At 70.7% G+C, this 17,763-nt stretch carries 19 protein-coding genes; 1 reads left to right on the top strand and 18 read right to left on the bottom strand.

Translation table 11 applies throughout. From position 1 onward, the window contains the following. Window positions 1-15: 15 nt before the first annotated feature. Together CYQ11_RS21725 and CYQ11_RS21720 are read right to left on the bottom strand one after the other, a co-directional pair. Window positions 16-723 (bottom strand): response regulator, encoded by a 708-nt coding sequence (locus tag CYQ11_RS21725; protein ID WP_099201160.1) that lies wholly within the window; start codon window positions 721-723, stop codon window positions 16-18. After that, window positions 720-1,925 (bottom strand): sensor histidine kinase, encoded by a 1,206-nt coding sequence (locus tag CYQ11_RS21720; protein WP_099201161.1) that lies wholly within the window; start codon window positions 1,923-1,925, stop codon window positions 720-722. The genes CYQ11_RS21725 and CYQ11_RS21720 overlap by 4 nt, the downstream gene beginning before the upstream one ends. A 159-nt stretch (window positions 1,926-2,084) precedes the next feature. Here CYQ11_RS21720 and CYQ11_RS21715 point away from each other — a divergent pair, with 159 nt between their 5' ends. After that, window positions 2,085-2,675, top strand: a complete 591-nt coding sequence (locus tag CYQ11_RS21715; RefSeq protein WP_099201162.1) for a hypothetical protein — start codon at window positions 2,085-2,087, stop codon at window positions 2,673-2,675. Here CYQ11_RS21715 and CYQ11_RS21710 read toward each other — a convergent pair. From CYQ11_RS21710 to prfA, 16 genes are all read right to left on the bottom strand, one after another. After that, on the bottom strand, window positions 2,662-3,111 hold the full coding sequence (locus tag CYQ11_RS21710) for a DUF2550 domain-containing protein (protein ID WP_099201657.1): 450 nt from the start codon (window positions 3,109-3,111) through the stop codon (window positions 2,662-2,664). The genes CYQ11_RS21715 and CYQ11_RS21710 overlap by 14 nt on opposite strands. A 122-nt stretch (window positions 3,112-3,233) precedes the next feature. Then, a complete protein-coding gene (locus tag CYQ11_RS21705) occupies window positions 3,234-3,608 on the bottom strand; it encodes a F0F1 ATP synthase subunit epsilon (RefSeq protein ID WP_099201163.1) in 375 nt (124 codons plus the stop codon). 112 nt (window positions 3,609-3,720) lie between these two features. Further along, window positions 3,721-5,163, bottom strand: coding sequence for a F0F1 ATP synthase subunit beta (gene atpD / locus CYQ11_RS21700; RefSeq protein ID WP_099201164.1), 1,443 nt, complete (start codon window positions 5,161-5,163; stop codon window positions 3,721-3,723). After that, window positions 5,163-6,083, bottom strand: a complete 921-nt coding sequence (locus CYQ11_RS21695; protein WP_099201165.1) for a F0F1 ATP synthase subunit gamma — start codon at window positions 6,081-6,083, stop codon at window positions 5,163-5,165. The genes atpD and CYQ11_RS21695 overlap by 1 nt, the downstream gene beginning before the upstream one ends. A 2-nt stretch (window positions 6,084-6,085) precedes the next feature. After that, window positions 6,086-7,657, bottom strand: coding sequence for a F0F1 ATP synthase subunit alpha (gene atpA, locus CYQ11_RS21690; RefSeq protein ID WP_099201166.1), 1,572 nt, complete (start codon window positions 7,655-7,657; stop codon window positions 6,086-6,088). 142 nt (window positions 7,658-7,799) lie between these two features. Continuing rightward, window positions 7,800-8,615, bottom strand: coding sequence for a F0F1 ATP synthase subunit delta (locus CYQ11_RS21685; protein ID WP_099201167.1), 816 nt, complete (start codon window positions 8,613-8,615; stop codon window positions 7,800-7,802). Continuing rightward, complete coding sequence (locus CYQ11_RS21680; RefSeq protein WP_398779786.1) at window positions 8,612-9,163, bottom strand: F0F1 ATP synthase subunit B; 552 nt, start codon at window positions 9,161-9,163, stop codon at window positions 8,612-8,614. The genes CYQ11_RS21685 and CYQ11_RS21680 overlap by 4 nt, the downstream gene beginning before the upstream one ends. Window positions 9,164-9,217: 54 nt before the next feature. Beyond that, on the bottom strand, window positions 9,218-9,469 hold the full coding sequence (gene atpE, locus CYQ11_RS21675; protein WP_099201169.1) for an ATP synthase F0 subunit C: 252 nt from the start codon (window positions 9,467-9,469) through the stop codon (window positions 9,218-9,220). Window positions 9,470-9,545: 76 nt separating this feature from the next. Beyond that, a complete protein-coding gene (gene atpB, locus CYQ11_RS21670; protein ID WP_099201658.1) occupies window positions 9,546-10,340 on the bottom strand; it encodes a F0F1 ATP synthase subunit A in 795 nt (264 codons plus the stop codon). A 282-nt stretch (window positions 10,341-10,622) separates the two neighbouring features. Beyond that, a complete protein-coding gene (locus CYQ11_RS21665) occupies window positions 10,623-11,060 on the bottom strand; it encodes a Cg1360 family ATP-synthase-associated protein (RefSeq protein ID WP_099201170.1) in 438 nt (145 codons plus the stop codon). A 253-nt stretch (window positions 11,061-11,313) separates the two neighbouring features. Beyond that, window positions 11,314-12,624, bottom strand: coding sequence for an MraY family glycosyltransferase (locus tag CYQ11_RS21660; RefSeq protein ID WP_240003571.1), 1,311 nt, complete (start codon window positions 12,622-12,624; stop codon window positions 11,314-11,316). Window positions 12,625-12,736: 112 nt separating this feature from the next. Then, window positions 12,737-14,065: a serine hydroxymethyltransferase gene (locus CYQ11_RS21655; protein WP_099201172.1), complete on the bottom strand. Its 1,329-nt coding sequence runs from the start codon at window positions 14,063-14,065 to the stop codon at window positions 12,737-12,739. 190 nt (window positions 14,066-14,255) lie between these two features. Then, on the bottom strand, window positions 14,256-14,909 hold the full coding sequence (locus CYQ11_RS21650) for an arsenate reductase/protein-tyrosine-phosphatase family protein (protein WP_099201173.1): 654 nt from the start codon (window positions 14,907-14,909) through the stop codon (window positions 14,256-14,258). Next, window positions 14,906-15,553: an L-threonylcarbamoyladenylate synthase gene (locus tag CYQ11_RS21645; protein WP_099201174.1), complete on the bottom strand. Its 648-nt coding sequence runs from the start codon at window positions 15,551-15,553 to the stop codon at window positions 14,906-14,908. Before CYQ11_RS21645 ends, CYQ11_RS21650 begins: the two co-directional genes overlap by 4 nt. Before the next feature lie 52 nt (window positions 15,554-15,605). Next, the gene (gene prmC, locus CYQ11_RS21640; protein WP_099201175.1) at window positions 15,606-16,451 is read right to left on the bottom strand and encodes a peptide chain release factor N(5)-glutamine methyltransferase; all 846 of its coding nucleotides are present in this window, start codon (window positions 16,449-16,451) and stop codon (window positions 15,606-15,608) included. A gap of 119 nt (window positions 16,452-16,570) precedes the next feature. Beyond that, window positions 16,571-17,650 carry a peptide chain release factor 1 gene (gene prfA, locus CYQ11_RS21635; protein WP_099201176.1) on the bottom strand — a complete coding sequence of 360 codons (1,080 nt, stop codon included), beginning with the start codon at window positions 17,648-17,650 and terminating at the stop codon, window positions 16,571-16,573. Between the last annotated feature and the right edge of the window lie 113 nt (window positions 17,651-17,763).

The following is a 17,763-nucleotide window of genomic DNA, read 5'->3' as shown; positions in this document are numbered from 1 at the left end:
GGTCCGTACCAATGGTCAAGAGGTCTGGACCAGACCCAACTCCCGTGCCAGCACGGCGGCTTGGACGCGACTGCGCAGCCCCAGCTTCGCCAGCAGCCGGCTGACATGCGTCTTCACCGTCGCCTCTGCCATGCTCAGCCGCCCCGCGATCTCCGCGTTCGACAGCCCCTCCCCCAGACAGACCAGCACCTCGCGCTCCCGCCTCGTCAGCGCGTCCAGCATCCCCGGGTCGGGCGCGTTCGCCGGGCGCACGGGCGCGGGGCGCGCGAACTCCGCGATCAGCCGCCGCGTGACCGCGGGCGAGATCAGGCCCTCCCCGCGCGCCACCGTCCGCACGGCCTCGACCAGTTCGGCCGCCTCGCTGTCCTTCAGGAGGAACCCCGCCGCCCCCGCGCGCAGCGCCCCGAAGACGTACTCGTCCAGGTCGAAGGTCGTCAGCACGAGCACGTCGGCGAATCCCCCCTCGCTGACCATCCGGGTGGCCGAGACGCCGTCCAGGCGCGGCATCTGGACGTCCATCAGCACCAGGTCGGGCCGCAGTTCCCGGGCCAGCCGCACGGCCTCCTCCCCGTCGCCGGCCTCCCCGACGACCTCGATGCCCGGCGCCGACCGCAGGATGAGCACCAGCCCGCTCCGCACCGCCGCCTGGTCCTCGGCCACCACGACCCGGATCCGCCCCCCGCCCTCGGCCCCCACGGCCCGCTCCCCGCTCCCGCCCGTCATCGCGTCTCCTCCTCGTCCACGGGCAGCACCGCCCGTATGCGCCACACCCGGCCCGTCCGCCCCTCGGCGGGACCGGCCTCGAACTCCCCGCCCAGCAGGGCCACCCGCTCCCGCATCCCCACCAGCCCCGCCCCCGCGCCGGGCGCCCTGGGCCCCGCGCGGCCGTCGCCCAGCGGGCTGGTCACCTCCACGGTCAGCGGCCCGGAACCGGCGTCCGCCCGCCGCAGCTCCACGGTCACCTCCCCGGAGGCGGCGTGCTTGACGACGTTCGTCAGCGACTCCTGCACGATCCGGTACGCCGCCAGCTCGACCGGCGCCGGCAGCGCTCCCGCCCCCCGCCCGTCACTCAGGACGAACGCGAAGCGGTCGTCCCGCACGCCCCGGCGCGCCTGGGCCACCAGCGCGTCGAGACCGTCGAGCCGAGGCGTGGCGGCGGGCTCGTCCGCGCCCACCGTCTCCCGCAGCAGCCCGATGAGCCGGCGCATCTCGGCCAAACCCTGGACGCTGTTCTCCCGGATGACCCCGAGCGCCTCCCGGGACGCCTCCGGCTCGTTGATCGACAGGGCGGCCGAGGAGTGGATGGCGATGGCCGACAGGTGCCCCGCGACCATGTCGTGGAGCTCGCGCGCCATCCGGGCGCGCTCCGCGCCCACCGCCTCCCGCCGGTCCAGCTCGGCCAGCAGGGCCGTCCGCTCGGCCGCCATCCGGGCGGCCTCGGCGGCGTCCCGGTGCACCCGCACGCCCACCCCCGTCCAGGCGGGCGCCACGGTCACCACACCCAGCCCGATGCCGATCAGCAGGGCCACGGGCTCGCGGATCAGCACGACGGCCACCAGCGTGCCGACCACGGTGACCGCCTCGGTCACCCGCGGGATGCGCCGGTATGCCTCCGGCGGCCCGTAGAGCACCGCCGAGTAGACGAGGTCCGTGTACATGGCGACATTCGCGAAGAGGCTGCCCGAGCAGACGTCGACGACCAGCGCACCGGTCCCCACCGCCAGGCCCACCAGCGGAGCCGTGCGCCGCAGCAGTTCGGCACCGGCCATGAGGGCCAGCGCGACGAGCGCCAGCCACTGCGGCAACTCCGCCTCCGGCCGGTTGTTCAGCCCCAGCGCGTAGAGCAGGGCCCCGCCGAGCAGCCCGGCGGCGGCGATGAGGACCGCTTCACGATCGGGCAGACGAGAGGGAAAACGAACCGGCATGGGTCCATCCCAGCACGTCGGAGGGGGTGTGGACGTCCGCCGGCCGGACGCGCGCGAGAGGGCGGCACTACACCGAAGGATGCAGTGGCGGATCGTCACGGGCGACGACGAAACGGCCGGGAACCGCCGTGACGCTGGAGGGGAGGAAAGGAGAGGTCCATGATCGTCACGCTGATTCTCGTCTGCGAGGTGGGCTTCTGGGTGCTGCTCGCCGGCGGGCTCAGCCTGCGCTATCTGGCACGCATGCCGCGTACGGGGATCGCGGTGCTGCTGCTGGAACCCGTACTGGAACTGGTGCTGCTGATCGCCACCGCGGTCGACCTGAGGAACGGCGCGTCGGCCGACTGGAAACACGGCCTGGCCGCGGTCTACATCGGCTACTCGGTGGGCCTGGGACACTCCACGATCACGTGGGTCGACCAGCGCTTCGCCCACCGCTTCGCGGGCGGCCCCCCGCCGGTCAAGCCGCCGAAGCACGGGGCGGCGCGCACCGCGTACGAGTGGAAGGTGGCCGGCCGGTGGATCCTTGCGGCGGCCGTGGCGGCCGCTCTGCTCCAGGCGGCCGTCTGGTACGTCGGCGACTCGGGGGACGTCAGTTCCCTGCGGGCCTGGCAGACGAAGATGCTCATCGTGGTCGGCATCAACCTGGCCATCGCGGTGAGCTACACGATCTGGCCGAAGCAGCCGAAGGACAAGGGCGAGGACGGGGACCCCGACGGGGCGGTGCCGGACCTCGTCAAGCGACGTTGACCCGCTGCCCGGGGGGCGCCGCCTCCAGCCAGGCCAGGAAGCCGGTCAGCGCGTCCTCGCTCATGGCCAGCTCCAGACGCGTCCCCCGGTGCAGACAGACCAGCACGGTCGCGTCCGACAGCAGGGCCAGCTCCTCCTCGCCCTGGGGAGTGCGGCGCTCCAGCACCTCGATGGAGTCGCGCTCCAGGGCGCGGCGGGGCCTCGGCGCGTACGAGAAGACCCGGAACCACTCGATCCGGTCACCGTTGTAGCGGGCGACGCCGTACACCCATCCCTTGCCGAGCGGCTCGGGATCCTCCTCGGGGACGTTCCAGCGCAGGCTGCAGTCGAACGTACCGCCGGACCGCTGGATGAGCCGTCTCCGCAGTCCGAAGACGAAGAGCCCCACCAGCACCAGCAGGACGACGATGCCGCTCACGAGCAGCGCGAGGACCATCTCCACCGACCTCCTCGCATCATCTAGAGCAACCGCACCTGCGTTATTGCCTCAGCCGCGGACCGCCCTGGAGGGTTCCAGTGCGGTCCGCGGCTGAGGGACGTACGTACAGCGGATCGGGGCTAGTGAACGCCCGTGACCGCCTTCAGCCGGACATCCGCGCGACGCTCGGCGGCGGCGTCAGCCTCCGCCTTCGCGCGCTCGAGCGCCCGCTCCGCACGCTTGACGTCGATCTCGTCGGCAAGCTCCGCGATCTCGGCGAGCAGCGAGAGCTTGTCGTCGGCGAACGAGATGAAACCGCCGTGCACCGCGGCGACGACGTTGCCGTCGGCGGTCTTGATGGTCACCGGGCCGGACTCCAGCACACCGAGAAGCGGCTGGTGGCCGGGCATGACGCCGATGTCACCCGATGTGGTACGCGCGATGACCAGAGTGGCCTCGCCGGACCAGACGCTTCGGTCCGCCGCGACCAGCTCGACGTGCAGCTCAGCAGCCAACGTGGCTCCTCGGGTCTCCACCCGCCGGGTACGGCGGGTGTTGGGTCAAAGAATAGGGGACGTGGCGTCCGGGGGCGGGAGTGCCCCGCCCCCGGACGTCAGAGCACAGGGCTCAGGAGACGCCCAGCTCCTTGGCGTTCTTCTTGAGGTCCTCAAGACCACCGCACATGAAGAAGGCCTGCTCCGGGAAGTGGTCGAACTCACCGTCGCAGATCGCGTTGAACGCGGCGATGGACTCGTCCAGCGGAACGTCCGAACCGTCGACACCGGTGAACTGCTTCGCCGCGTGGGTGTTCTGCGACAGGAAGCGCTCGACGCGACGGGCGCGGTGGACGACCAGCTTGTCCTCTTCGCCCAGCTCGTCGATACCGAGGATCGCGATGATGTCCTGGAGGTCCTTGTACTTCTGCAGGATCCCCTTGACGCGCGAGGCGCACTCGTAGTGCTCCTGCGCGATGTAGCGCGGGTCCAGGATGCGGGACGTCGAGTCCAGCGGGTCCACCGCCGGGTAGATGCCCTTCTCCGAGATCGGACGCGAGAGAACGGTGGTCGCGTCCAGGTGGGCGAAGGTGGTCGCCGGCGCCGGGTCGGTCAGGTCGTCCGCGGGGACGTAGATCGCCTGCATCGAGGTGATCGAGTGACCACGGGTCGAGGTGATGCGCTCCTGGAGGAGGCCCATCTCGTCCGCGAGGTTCGGCTGGTAACCCACCGCGGAGGGCATGCGGCCCAGCAGGGTGGAGACCTCGGAACCGGCCTGGGTGAAGCGGAAGATGTTGTCGATGAAGAACAGCACGTCCTGCTTCTGCACATCGCGGAAGTACTCCGCCATGGTCAGACCGGCCAGGGCGACGCGCAGACGGGTGCCCGGGGGCTCGTCCATCTGGCCGAAGACCAGCGCGGTCTTGTCGAGAACGCCGGCCTCCTCCATCTCGACCATGAGGTCGTTGCCCTCACGGGTGCGCTCACCGACGCCGGCGAAGACGGAAACGCCCTCGTGCAGCTTCGCCACACGCATGATCATTTCCTGGATCAGAACGGTCTTGCCGACACCGGCACCACCGAACAGACCGATCTTGCCGCCCTTGACGTACGGGGTCAGCAGGTCGACGACCTTCAGGCCGGTCTCGAACATCTCGGTCTTGGACTCGAGCTGGTCGAAGGCCGGGGCCTTGCGGTGGATCGCCCAGCGCTCGGCGTCGGCGGTCACGGACGGGTCGTCGTTCAGGACCTGGCCGAGGGTGTTGAACACCTTGCCCTTGGTCACGTCGCCGACCGGAACGGTGATGCCCGTGCCCGTGTTGGTCACCGCGGCCTGGCGGACCAGACCGTCGGTGGGCTGCATGGAGATCGCGCGGACCAGGCCCTCGCCCAGGTGCTGGGCGACCTCGAGGGTCAGGGTCTTGCGACCGCCCTCCTCGGCCGGGTCGTCGACCTCGACGTGCAGAGCGTTGTAGATCTCCGGCATCGCGTCGACGGGGAACTCCACGTCGACGACGGGGCCGATGACCCGCGCGACGCGGCCCGTGGCGGCGGCCGTCTCAACAGTGGTCGTCATTAGTTGTCACTCCCCGCGGTCGCGTCGGCCAGAGCGCTGGCGCCACCGACGATCTCGCTGATTTCCTGGGTGATGTCGGCCTGTCGGGCCGCATTGGCAAGCCGCGTGAACGACTTGATGAGCTCTTCCGCGTTGTCGGTCGCGGACTTCATCGCGCGGCGGCGGGCTGCGTGCTCGGAAGCGGCGGCCTGCAGCAGTGCGTTGTAGATCCGGGACTCGACGTACCGCGGCAGCAGCGCGTCGAGCACGCCCTCGTCGGACGGCTCGAAGTCGTACAGCGGCAGGATCTTGTCCTTGACCGCCTCGGACTCCTCGACCGTCGTCTCGAGGCTGAGCGGCAGCAGCCGCTTGTCCACCGGCGTCTGCGTCATCATCGACACGAATTCCGTGAAGACGATGTGCAGCTCGTCCACGCCGCCCTCGGCCGTGTCCTGCTGGACGGCCTCGATCAGCGGACCGGCGACCTTCTTGGCGTCGGCGTAGGTCGGGCTGTCGGTGAAGCCCGTCCACGACTGGACGACCGGGCGCTCACGGAAGCTGTAGTACGCGACGCCCTTGCGGCCGACGATGTACGTGACGACTTCCTTGCCCTCCGCCTTGAGGCGGGTGGTGAGCTGGTCGGCGGCCTTGATCGCGTTGGAGGAGTAGCCGCCGGCCAGACCGCGGTCGCTCGTGACGAGCAGCACCGCGGCCCGGACCGGGTTCTCCACCTCGGTGGTCAGGGCGTGCTTGGTGTTGGAGCCGGTGGCAACCGCGGTCACTGCCCGGGTGAGCTCACTGGCGTACGGAGTGGACGCGGCCACCTGGCGCTGTGCCTTGACGATGCGCGAGGCGGCGATCATCTCCATCGCCTTGGTGATCTTCTTGGTCGCAGTGACGGACTTGATCCGTCGCTTGTAGACCCGGAGCTGGGCACCCATGCTCAGCCCTCGCCCAGCAGCTTGCCGTCCGAGGTCTCGAACTGCTGCTTGAAGGACGCGATCGCGTCGCCCACGGCCTGCAGCGTGTCGTCGGACATCTTGCCGCCCTCGACGATGGAGGTCATCAGGCCCTTGTGCTCGCGGTGCAGGTAGTCCAGCAGCTCGCGCTCGAAGCGGCGGATGTCCTCGACCGGGACGTCGTCCATCTTGCCGGTGGTGCCGGCCCAGATGGAGACGACCTGGTCCTCGGTCGAGTACGGGGCGTACTGCGACTGCTTCAGCAGCTCGACCATGCGCTTGCCGCGCTCCAGGGCGGACTTCGACGCGGCGTCCAGGTCGGAACCGAAGGCGGCGAAGGCCTCCAGCTCACGGAACTGGGCGAGGTCCACGCGAAGACGGCCGGAGACCTGCTTCATGGCCTTGTGCTGGGCGGAGCCACCGACACGGGAGACCGAGATACCGACGTTCAGCGCGGGACGCTGACCGGCGTTGAAGAGGTCCGACTCCAGGAAGCACTGGCCGTCGGTGATGGAGATGACGTTGGTCGGGATGAACGCCGACACGTCGTTCGCCTTGGTCTCGACGATCGGCAGACCGGTCATCGAGCCGGCGCCCATCTCGTCGGAGAGCTTGGCGCAGCGCTCCAGCAGACGCGAGTGCAGGTAGAAGACGTCACCCGGGTAGGCCTCACGGCCCGGCGGACGACGCAGCAGCAGGGACACGGCGCGGTAGGCGTCGGCCTGCTTCGACAGGTCGTCGAAGACGATCAGGACGTGCTTGCCCTGGTACATCCAGTGCTGACCGATGGCCGAGCCGGTGTACGGCGCGAGGAACTTGAAGCCGGCCGGGTCGGACGCGGGGGCCGCGACGATGGTCGTGTACTCCAGGGCACCGGCCTCCTCCAGCGCCGCGCGCACGGAGGCGATGGTGGAGCCCTTCTGGCCGATGGCGACGTAGATGCAGCGGACCTGCTTCTTCGGGTCGCCGGTGCGCCAGTTGTCGCGCTGGTTGATGATCGTGTCGACGGCCAGGGCGGTCTTGCCGGTCTGGCGGTCACCGATGATCAGCTGACGCTGGCCACGGCCGACCGGGGTCATCGCGTCGACGGCCTTGTAGCCGGTCTCCATCGGCTCGTGGACCGACTTGCGCTGCATGACCGTGGGGGCCTGCAGCTCGAGGGCGCGGCGGCCCTCGGTCGCGATCTCGCCGAGGCCGTCGATCGGGTTGCCCAGCGGGTCGACGACGCGGCCGAGGTAGCCCTCGCCGACCGCGACGGAGAGCACCTCACCGGTGCGCTGCACCGGCTGGCCCTCCTCGATGCCGCTGAACTCGCCGAGGATGACCGCACCGATCTCGCGCTCCTCGAGGTTGAGGGCGAGACCGAGGGTGCCGTCCTCGAACTTCAGCAGCTCGTTCGCCATGGCCGAGGGAAGACCCTCGACCTTCGCGATGCCGTCGCCGGCAACGCTGACCGTACCGACCTCCTCGCGCGAGGCCGCGTCCGGCTTGTACGCCTGGACAAAGTTCTCCAGTGCGTCCCGGATCTCCTCCGGCCGGATCGTGAGCTCCGCCATCTGGGTTCCCTGCTCTCCTTGTTGGGCCCGAAGTAATTCTGGGGGTCTGGGGAGTTACTCCCACAGCAGCTGCGCTGCGGGCCCCCAGAGGACACCGTCGACCCAACTCGGGCCGTCAGTTTGCTCTTGAGTTGGTGGCTGGTCAGCCGGCCATCCGGCGGCTCGCCTCGGCGAGCCGGTCGGCGATGGTGCCGGTGATGACCTCGTCGCCGATCCGCACCTGGATGCCGCCGAGGACCTCGGGGTCCACGTCCAGGTTGAGGTGGACACGCCTGCCGTACAGCTTGGCGAGCCCCTCACCGAGGCGCTGCTTCTGCTGGTCGGTCAGCGGCACCGCGGACACGACCTCCGCGACCATGCGGTCCCGGCGGTCGGCGGCCAGCTTGGAGAGGGCGTTCAGCCCCGCCTCCAGGCTACGGCCACGCGGCGCGGTCACCAGTCGGACGACCAGGCGCTCGGTGACCGGGTTGGCCCGGCCGCCCAGGAGCTCGTGCAGCAGGCCGGCCTTGGCGGACCGGACGGCCACGCGGTCGGTCAGCGCGGAGCGCAGCTCCGAGTTCGAGGCGACGATCCGGCCGAAGCGGAACAGCTCGTCCTCGACGTCGTCCAGATCACCGGCGCGCTCGGCGGCGATGAGGTCGGCGCCGCTGGCGAGCTCCTCGATCGCGTCCACCAGGTCGCGCGAGCGCGACCAGCGGGAGCGGACCATGCCCGCGACGAGGTCGGCGCACTCGTCGCCCACCTGGCCGCCCAGCAGGCGCTTCGCCAGCCCGGCCTTGGCCTCGCCGTCCTGCGCCGGGTCGGTGAGGACCCGACGCAGCGACACCTCGCGGTCCAGCAGTGCGGTGACGGCCGCAAGCTCCTCGGCGAGCTTCGCCGCGTCCACGGAGGTGTTGTCCGCGAGCGCGTCGAGGCTCTCGCGTGCGGAGGCCGTGGCCTCCCGGCTCGCAAGGCTCATCGGGTCGCCTCTGCCTTCGTCACGTCCACCGACTTCTCCTCAAGGGCGTCGAGGAAACGGTCGATGGTGCGGCTCTGCCGGGCGGAGTCCGCGAGGGACTCGCCCACGATCTTGCCGGCCAGGTCGATGGCGAGCTGGCCCACGTCCTGGCGGAGCGAGGCCGCGGCGGCCTTGCGGTCGGCCTCGACCTGGGCGTGCCCGGCAGCGATGATCTCCTCACGCTGCCGCTGGCCCTCGGACCGCATCTCGGCGATCAGCGCGACGCCCTGCTCCTGCGCCTCCTGGCGCAGACGCGCGGCCTCGTGGCGGGCGTCGGCGAGCTGGGCCCGGTAGTCCTCGAGCACCTGCTGAGCCTCGGCCTGCGCGGCCTCGGCCTTCTCCATGCCGCCCTCGATGGCCGCCCGGCGCTCGTCCAGAACCTTGTTGATGTTCGGGAGGAGCTTCTTGCCCAGGAAGATGAAGACGATGGCAAAGGCGACGAGACCGATGACGAGCTCTGGGATCGGCGGGAGGAGGGGGTTTTCCAGCTCCCCCTCGGACGCCAACATCAGGGCGTTCACATCAGTGCCTTTCGTCGAAAAAGGTGGTCGTCAGGCCGCGGATCAGGAGGTCGGGTAGACGAACGGCATGACCAGACCGATCAGGGCGAGCGCCTCACAGAAGGCGAAGCCGAGGATCTGGTTGGCACGGATCAGGCCGGCGGCCTCGGGCTGACGGGCCAGCGCCTGGGTGCCGTTACCGAAGACGATGCCGACGCCGACGCCGGGGCCGATCGCGGCCAGGCCGTAGCCGATCGAGCCCAGGTTGCCCTTGATCTCGACACCAGCGGCGATGGTCTGGAGAGCAGCAGACATGCTCGTTCTTCCTTCTCTTTCACGGACCGGTGGGGGTTGGCCACCGGACGATTGTTGGACTGGGCAGGCGAGGTGCTCAGTGGTGCTCGGCGAGCGCGCCCTGGATGTAGTTCGTGGCCAGCAGGACGAAGACGTACGCCTGAACGGCCTGGATGAAGAGCTCGAAGCCCGTCATCACGATGGTCATCACGAACGAGACGCCGGCGTAGGCGATGCCGATGCCGTTCAGCAGGTACCAGCTGGCGACGGTGAACATCAGGATCAGCAGGTGGCCGGCGAACATGTTGGCGAAGAGCCGGACGGCGTGGGTGAACGGCCGGATGAGCACGTTCGAGAAGAACTCGAGGACGACGGCCAGCGGCAGCACCCCGCCGAGCGACTTGTCGTAGCCGGTGATGTTCTTCAGACCGCCGACGAAGCCGTGCTTCTTGAAGGTCAGGGTCATCCACATGACGTAGACGATCAGCGCGAGCGCCGCCGGGAAGGCGATGATCGAGGTGACCGGGAACTGGGCGACCGGGATGATCGACCACAGGTTCATGATCCAGACGAAGAAGAACAGCGAGACCATGAAGGGGACGTACTTCTCGCCCTGCTTCTTGCCGAGCGCCTCGTAGACGATGCCCCGGCGGACGAAGTCGTAGCCCGCCTCGCCCACCATCTGGAGCTTGCCCGGGACCACCTTGGCCTTGCCGAATGCCGCCCAGAAGAAGCCGATGACGATGACCGTGGTCAGCACGGCCAGCAGCATCGGCTTGTTGAAGTCGTAACCGCCAATGCTGAAGATCGGCTCAAACAGGAACGAGTGAAGGCCTGGAGCCGGGAAGCCGCACCCATCGAAGATGTGGCAATCGGTCTCGAAGGCGAGCAGCGTCTGGTCAGCACTCACCGCGAGCTCCTTCAGCGTGGCGCATGGGTACGGCAACCTCGTTGTGTCGGCGCGGCGCGAAGCCACGGAACGGCACTGGACTGGTCTTGCGGATGGGGGGGCAGGTGATCGGCGCGTGACCGATCGGCGTAAGCGGCATCAGCTGCATGGACCGCCGATCGCTTCCCGGGAATGTCGGGAGTTCAGCCGCCTGCGCCCACTGTGCCTCAGATGGCACCGGACGATAGCAGGTGAGCACACGAGCACTTATCCCGGCCCTACCGGTCACGTCGGAGACCCGGCGGGCGTGGACTCCCGGGCCTCGGAGGCCTCGGGCTCCACATAAAGGATCTTGGCCTTCATGTAGGCGCGCGTCTGCGCGGCGGTCCACACGAGGACCGCACCGAGCAGGGCGAACGCGAAGGCGCGGGTGTTGAACAGCGATGTGTCCCGGAAGACCGCGAGAACGACCGCGGAGATCAGGAACTGCGTCACGTAGAGCACCAGGCCCATGGCCTGGAACAAGTGCGGAAACGACTTGGCGGTGCGCTGGAGGACGAAGAGGCCCATGGCCATCACTCCGCCGGCGACGGCGGTGCCGACGGCGGCGCCGATCGCTCCCTTGCCTCCGGCGAGCACGAAGCCGGCAGCGACGGCGACCACGCCTGCGACGGCGGTCGGGACGGCGCACTGCATGAGTGTTCGGGCGTCGTTGGACTGCATGAAGGGTTTCTCCGGCGAAGGTCGGAAGCAACGATTCGTCGTGGACGAGCGTATCCCCGGAAATCAGAGGGGACCTCGCGACAAAGGGCCGTCGCACTACGGTCCTTCGGCTTTAGCACCGGGTTTCGTGAACGGTATCACAAACTATTTGATGAGGTCTTTACCTACATCGTGTGCCGCACGTCACACGGAAGGGTCAAGCCCCAGGTCACCGGGGTGACGAGGGGCGGATTCCTCTGCTATGTGCACCCTTTCAGGAGCCGGTGCCGATCTTCCTGCCGTGGGCGAAGCGCGAGCGGTCGCCGATGGCCGTGGCCCCGTGCAGACCCGCGGGTACGGGCTCGCCCCGGCGCTCCCCCGCGGCGGTGGCGGCCTCGGCGGCCGGGGCCGCCGGAACGGCCTTGCGGCGGTAGCGGGGCGGCACGAAGCGCTCGGCCCAGCGCGGGGCGCGCGGGGTGAAGCGCGGCATCAGCAGCAGCACCAGACCCACCGCGCTCAGCGCGACGATCACCAGCAGGATCCAGACACTGGCGGAGTTCACGGAGTAGGCCACCGTGCCGAAGGCGATCAGCGCCGACCAGAAGTACATGATCAGCACGGCGCGGCTGTGCGAGTGGCCGATCTCCAGCAGCCGGTGGTGCAGGTGCCCCCGGTCCGCCGCGAACGGCGACTGCCCCTTCCAGGTGCGCCGCACGATCGCCAGCAGCAGGTCCGCGACGGGCACCGCGATGACCGTCAGCGGCAGCAGCAGCGGGATGTAGACGGGCACCGTGGCGTGCACGGCCGCCCGCTCGGACCCCGCCCACAGCGCGAGCGCGTCCGGGTCGACCTGTCCGGTGATGGAGATCGCGCCGGCGGACATCACCAGGCCGATGAGCATCGAGCCGGAGTCGCCCATGAAGATCCGGGCGGGGTGCATGTTGTGCGGCAGGAAGCCCAGGCACATGCCCATCAGGACCGCCGCGAACAGCGTCGCGGGGGCGGCGGCCTCCAGGCCGTGGCCGAACCACATCCGGTAGGCGTACATGAAGAAGGCGGCCGCGGCGATGCACACCATGCCCGCCGCCAGGCCGTCCAGGCCGTCGACGAAGTTCACGGCGTTGATGGTGATCACGATCAGGGCGACGGTCAGGAGCGTGCCCTGCATGGGCGTCAGCGAGACCGTGCCCACGCCGGGGACGGGGATGAAGAGGATCGTCAGGCCCTGGAGCACCATGACACCGGCGGCGATCATCTGTCCGCCCAGCTTGACCAGGGCGTCCACGCCCCACTTGTCGTCCAGGACGCCCAGCAGCCAGATCAGGCCGGCCCCGGACAGCAGGGCGCGCGGCTCGTTGACCTCGAAGACGTGCTTGAGGTTCGACAGGTGCGCCGCCACCAGCAGTCCCGCGCAGAGCCCGCCGAACATCGCGATACCACCGAGCCGCGGCGTCGGCTCCCGGTGCACGTCACGCGCGCGGATCTCCGGCATGGCGCCGGCCGCGATCGCGAACTTCCGCACCGGGCCCGTCAGCAGATAGGTGACCGCTGCGGTGACGCACAACGTCAGCAGGTATTCACGCACGGGCTGCCCCAGAGGTCTCGCTGGACATCACAGCCCCACACCATATTCGCGTCAGCCCCCGATCCGTGAACGCGGGAGAAGACGCTCCCCACCTCCCACCGGTTGCAAATGATCACATCTGGGAGCGATACGGAGGGAACTTTCCGGCCAGTTCCGCCACCTCCGCCCGCACCCGCCGCTCCTGCCCCCCGCCGCGCAGCACCGCGCCGAGCAGTTCCCCGACGCGTCGCATCTCGGCCTCGCCCATGCCCTGGGTGGTGACCGCCGCGGTGCCCATCCGCAGCCCCCGCGCGGTGCCCTGCGCCAGCCCGCAGGTGTCCAGGACCACACCCGCGGCGGCCAGCCGTCCGCGGGCCGTGGCGGCGTCCAGGGCGAGCGGGGAGACGTCGGCGGTCACCAGGTGCGTGTCCGTGCCTCCCGTGGCGACCACGAGGCCCTGGGCGGCCAGCACGGCGGCGAGCTGGCGGGCGTTGGCCACCACCTGGTGGGCGTAGGCGGTGAACGCCGGGGTCGCGGCCTCGGCGAAGGCGACCGCCTTGGCGGCGACGGTGTGCATCTGCGCACCGCCCTGGGTGAACGGGAAGACCGCCCGGTCGACGGCCTCGGCGAGCCGGGTGCCACACAGGATCAGCCCGCCGCGCGGCCCCCGCAGCACCTTGTGCGTGGTCGCGCACACCACGTCGGCGTACGGGACGGGACTGGGCGCCGCTCCCCCGGCGATCAGCCCGATGGGGTGCGCGGCGTCGACGATCAGACGGGCGCCGGTCTCGTCGGCGATCTCCCGGAACGCGGCGTAGTCGGGGTGGCGGGGATAGGAGATCGAGCCGCAGACGATGGCCTTGGGCCGGTGCTGCCGGGCCAGGGCGCGCACCTGCTCGTAGTCGATCAGGCCGGTGTCCTCGCGCACGCCGTAGCCGACGAAGTCGAACCAGCGGCCGGAGAAGTTGGCCGGGGAGCCGTGCGTGAGGTGACCGCCCTGCCCGAGGGACATGGCGAGCACGGTGTCGCCCGGCTCCAGGAGCGCGGCGTAGGCGGCGAGCACGGCGGCGGTGCCGGAGTGCGGCTGGACGTTGGCGTGCCCGGCGCCGAAGAGCTCCTTGGCGCGCTCGACGGCGAGGCGCTCGGCGAGGTCGACCATCTCGCAGCCGCCGTGGTGCCGGGCGCCCGGGTAGCCCTCGGCGTACTTGTTGGTCAGCGGCGAGCCCAGGGCGGCGAGCACGGCGGGCGAGGCGAAGTTCTCGGCGGCGATGAGCTGGAGCCCCGTGGCCTGCCGCTCGGTCTCGGCGAGCAGCAGTCCGGCGATCTCCGGATCCTGGCGCAGCAGCGCGGCGAAGCCGGGCTCCCAGGAGGCGTGCGGCCCGGGGGGCCGGGCGGGGCGGGTGGCCTCGCGGGCTCGTTGCGTACCGGCGGCGCCGCGGGCGGGGGCTGGGCTGACGGACATCGCGGGCTCCGGACTGTGCGGGTGCGATGGGTGCGGGTGCGCGGCGGCGGACGCGCCGGACGAGGGCTCCCGGCCGGGCGGGCGGGGCCGGCGACGCGTGCGGGGCCTCCAGCACCAATGTAGGCCCGCGACGCCCCGGATGCCCGGTGTGCGCCGTGATCCGCCGGGGGCCGGGGCGGCGGGAGCGGGCCTAGCCGCGGAAGGGCACTCCCGTGAGCGCGGTGACGACCGGGTCCAGGGCCTGGTTGATCTCGTCGCCGATGGAGCGGAAGAACGTGATCGGAGCGCCGTAGGGGTCGTGGACCTCGTCGGCCTCCGCGCTGGGGGCCAGCAGCCAGCCGCGCAGCGCGGCGGCGGCCTGCACCAGGGCGCGGGCGCGCTCGACCACCCCGCCGGCCCGCTCGGGGTCCGGGAGGGTCGCGGGGTCTATGGCCCGCACCAGCCGGGTGAACTCCTTCAGCGTGAAGGTGCGCAGTCCCGCGGAGTGGCCCATGGAGATCACCTGGGCGCGGTGGTCGCGGGTGGCGGTCAGGACCAGGTCGGCGCGGATGACGTGCTCGTCGAGCAGTTCACGGCCGGTGAAGCCCTGCGGGTCGGCGCCGAAGTCGGCCAGGACCGTCGCGGCGTGCGCCTCCATGGGCGCGCCCTCGTGGCCCCAGGTGCCCGCGCTCTCGACCACCAGGCCGCCCGCGAAGGGGTCGCCGAGGCGGTGGGCGAGGGCATGGCGGGTCAGCCGCTCGGTGATGGGCGAGCGGCAGACGTTGCCGGTGCTGACGTGGAGGATGCGGAAAGTGTCGGTGAGGGTGTCCGGTCCCGCTATGCCACGCCCCTGTGGGGCGATCAATTCGCCACCTCGAGGTCGGGTACCACCTCGCGGAGCTGCTCGGCGCTGACGGCACCGGCGCGCAGCAGGACGGGCACCTTGCCGGTGACGTCCACGATGGAGGACGGCACGTCGGCGGGGGTGGCGCCGCCGTCGAGGTAGACGGAGACGGAGTCGCCGAGCATCTCCTGCGCGGCGTCACAGGTCTGCGGGGCCGGGTGGCCGGTGAGGTTGGCGCTGGAGACGGCCATGGGCCCGAACTCGGCGAGCAGTTCCAGGGCGACCGGGTGCAGCGGCATCCGCACCGCGACGGTGCCGCGGGTCTCGCCCAGGTCCCAGGTCAGCGACGGCTGGTGCTTGGCCACGAGCGTGAGCGCGCCGGGCCAGAAGGCGTCGACGAGGTCCCAGGCCTGCTCGGAGAAGTCGGTGACGAGCCCGTGCAGGGTGTTCGGGGAGCCGACGAGGACGGGCGAGGGCATGCCCCGGCCACGGCCCTTGGCCGTGAGGAGGTCGCCCACGGCCTGGCGGCTGAAGGCGTCCGCACCGATGCCGTACACGGTGTCGGTGGGCAGCACGACCAGCTCGCCGCGGCGCACCGCGGCGGCGGCCTCGCGCAGGCCGGTCTTGCGGTCGGTCGCGTCGCTGCAGTCGTAACGCCGTGCCATTAACGGACCTCCTCGTACGGGGCGAACAGGGCAGCTGTCTGGGGTGCCGCGATCACGGCATCGCCTTTCGCGCGGTGGCGAAACGCGGGCGGTTGTTGAGGTCGGGGTGGTCGGCCGCGTCGGCCCAGCCCCGCTCCTCGGTGAAGATCCACGGCACCTGGCCGCCCTGGGTGTCGGCGTGCTCGATGACGACGACGCCGCCGGGGCGCAGCAGGCGGTGCGCGGTGCGCTCCAGGCCGCGGATGGTGTCGAGGCCGTCCTCGCCCGAGAACAGCGCGAGCTCGGGGTCGTGGTCGCGGGCCTCGGGGGCGACGTGCTCCCACTCGGTGAGCGGGATGTACGGGGGGTTGGAGATGACCAGGTCGACCTGGCCGTCCAGCTCGGGCAGCGCGGCGAGGGCGTCGCCGTGGTGCAGCCGCACCCGGGAGCCCTCGACGTTCTTGCTGGCCCAGCCGAAGGCGGTCTCGTCCAGCTCCACGGCGTGCACCCGCGAGCGCGGCACCTCCTGGGCGAGGGCGAGGGCGATGGCGCCGGAGCCGGTGCACAGGTCGACGATGAGGGGCTCGACGACGTCCATGGCCCGGACGGCGTCTATGGCCCAGCCGACGACCGACTCGGTCTCGGGCCGGGGCACGAAGACGCCGGGGCCGACCTGGAGCTCCAGGTAGCGGAAGAAGGCGCGGCCGGTGATGTGCTGGAGCGGCTCCCGGGCCTCGCGGCGGGCGACGGCCTCCCAGTAGCGGGCGTCGAAGTCCGCGTCGGCCACGGTGTGCAGCTCACCGCGCTTGACGCCGTGCACGAAGGCGGCCAGTTCCTCCGCGTCGAAGCGCGGAGAGGGTACGCCGGCGTCGGCCAGCCGCTGAGTGGCTTGCGCCACCTCTGCGAGCAGCAGGTTCACGTTGATCCTCTCGCGTCGTCGCGGTCGGTTGCCCGGGGCGGCCGGGCGGGTCCGGGGACCGGTCCCGTCCGGCGCCCGGGGACGCGCCGCACGCCGTGCAACAGCAGTCTGTCAGTCGGTCAGCCGGCGGCGGCCAGCTTGGCGGCGGAGTCGGCGTCGACACAGGCCTGGATGACCGCGTCCAGCTCGCCGTCGAGCACCTGGTCCAAGTTGTACGCCTTGAAGCCGACCCGGTGGTCCGAAATGCGGTTCTCCGGGAAGTTGTAGGTCCGGATCTTCTCGGATCGGTCGACGGTGCGGACCTGGCTGCGCCGGGCGTCCGCGGCCTCGGCCTCGGCCTTCTCCTGGGCGGCCGCCAGCAGCCGGGAGCGCAGGATGCGCATGGCCTGCTCCTTGTTCTGGAGCTGGCTCTTCTCGTTCTGGCAGGAGGCCACGACACCGGTCGGCAGGTGCGTGATGCGCACCGCGGAGTCCGTGGTGTTCACGGACTGGCCGCCGGGGCCGGAGGAGCGGTAGACGTCGATACGGAGATCGTTCATGTTGATCTCGACGTCGACCTCCTCGGCCTCGGGCGTGACGAGCACGCCGGCGGCGGAGGTGTGGATGCGGCCCTGCGACTCGGTGGCGGGCACGCGCTGGACGCGGTGCACCCCGCCCTCGTACTTCATCCGGGCCCAGACGCCCTGACCGGGCTCGGTGGCGCCGTTGCCGCCCTTGGTCTTCACCGCGACCTGGACGTCCTTGTAGCCGCCCAGCTCGGACTCGGTGGCGTCGATGATCTCGGTCTTCCAGCCCACGCGCTCGGCGTAGCGCAGGTACATGCGCAGCAGGTCGCCGGCGAAGAGGGCCGACTCGTCGCCGCCCGCGCCGGCCTTGATCTCGAGGATGACGTCCTTGTCGTCGCTGGGGTCGCGGGGGACGAGCAGCAGCCGCAGTTTCTCGGTCAGCTCCTCGCGCTGCTTCTCCAGGTCCTTGACCTCGGCGGCGAAGTCCGGATCGTCGGCGGCGAACTCACGCGCGGTCTCGATGTCGTCGGCGGTCCGCTTCCAGGCGCGGTAGGTCCCGACGATCGGGGTCAGCTCGGCGTAGCGCTTGTTGAGCTTGCGGGCGTTGGCCTGGTCCGCGTGCACGGCCGGATCGGCGAGCCGCTTCTCGAGGTCGGCGTGCTCGCCGAGCAGTTCCTCGACTGCCTCGAACATCAAGTTTCCCTAGCTGCTGGAAGTGACGGGCCTGCGGGCGGGTGCCTACCGGCGTTGCTCCGTGGACGGGGCTGCTGGACGACAAAGCGCCGGTCCGGTCGCCCTCGCAAGCG

Origin of the sequence: Streptomyces cinnamoneus (assembly GCF_002939475.1) — a bacterium.
Classification (GTDB): domain Bacteria; phylum Actinomycetota; class Actinomycetes; order Streptomycetales; family Streptomycetaceae; genus Streptomyces; species Streptomyces cinnamoneus_A.
This window is presented reverse-complemented; position numbering and strand designations above follow the sequence as displayed.

Excerpts from the sequence above, each read along its gene's own strand:
- atpA (WP_099201166.1), bottom strand. The coding sequence starts at position 7,657 with ATGGCGGAGCTCACGATCCGGCCGGAGGAGATCCGGGACGCACTGGAG.
- CYQ11_RS21685 (WP_099201167.1), bottom strand. The coding sequence starts at position 8,615 with ATGAGCCTTGCGAGCCGGGAGGCCACGGCCTCCGCACGCGAGAGCCTC.
- CYQ11_RS21680 (WP_398779786.1), bottom strand. The coding sequence starts at position 9,163 with ATGTTGGCGTCCGAGGGGGAGCTGGAAAACCCCCTCCTCCCGCCGATC.
- CYQ11_RS21695 (WP_099201165.1), bottom strand. The coding sequence starts at position 6,083 with ATGGGTGCCCAGCTCCGGGTCTACAAGCGACGGATCAAGTCCGTCACT.
- atpD (WP_099201164.1), bottom strand. The coding sequence starts at position 5,163 with ATGACGACCACTGTTGAGACGGCCGCCGCCACGGGCCGCGTCGCGCGG.
- CYQ11_RS21710 (WP_099201657.1), bottom strand. The coding sequence starts at position 3,111 with ATGGTCCTCGCGCTGCTCGTGAGCGGCATCGTCGTCCTGCTGGTGCTG.
- CYQ11_RS21720 (WP_099201161.1), bottom strand. The coding sequence starts at position 1,925 with ATGCCGGTTCGTTTTCCCTCTCGTCTGCCCGATCGTGAAGCGGTCCTC.
- atpE (WP_099201169.1), bottom strand. The coding sequence starts at position 9,469 with ATGTCTGCTGCTCTCCAGACCATCGCCGCTGGTGTCGAGATCAAGGGC.
- CYQ11_RS21715 (WP_099201162.1), top strand. The coding sequence starts at position 2,085 with ATGATCGTCACGCTGATTCTCGTCTGCGAGGTGGGCTTCTGGGTGCTG.
- prfA (WP_099201176.1), bottom strand. The coding sequence starts at position 17,650 with ATGTTCGAGGCAGTCGAGGAACTGCTCGGCGAGCACGCCGACCTCGAG.
- CYQ11_RS21655 (WP_099201172.1), bottom strand. The coding sequence starts at position 14,065 with ATGTCCGTCAGCCCAGCCCCCGCCCGCGGCGCCGCCGGTACGCAACGA.
- CYQ11_RS21725 (WP_099201160.1), bottom strand. The coding sequence starts at position 723 with ATGACGGGCGGGAGCGGGGAGCGGGCCGTGGGGGCCGAGGGCGGGGGG.
- CYQ11_RS21645 (WP_099201174.1), bottom strand. The coding sequence starts at position 15,553 with ATGGCACGGCGTTACGACTGCAGCGACGCGACCGACCGCAAGACCGGC.
- CYQ11_RS21665 (WP_099201170.1), bottom strand. The coding sequence starts at position 11,060 with ATGCAGTCCAACGACGCCCGAACACTCATGCAGTGCGCCGTCCCGACC.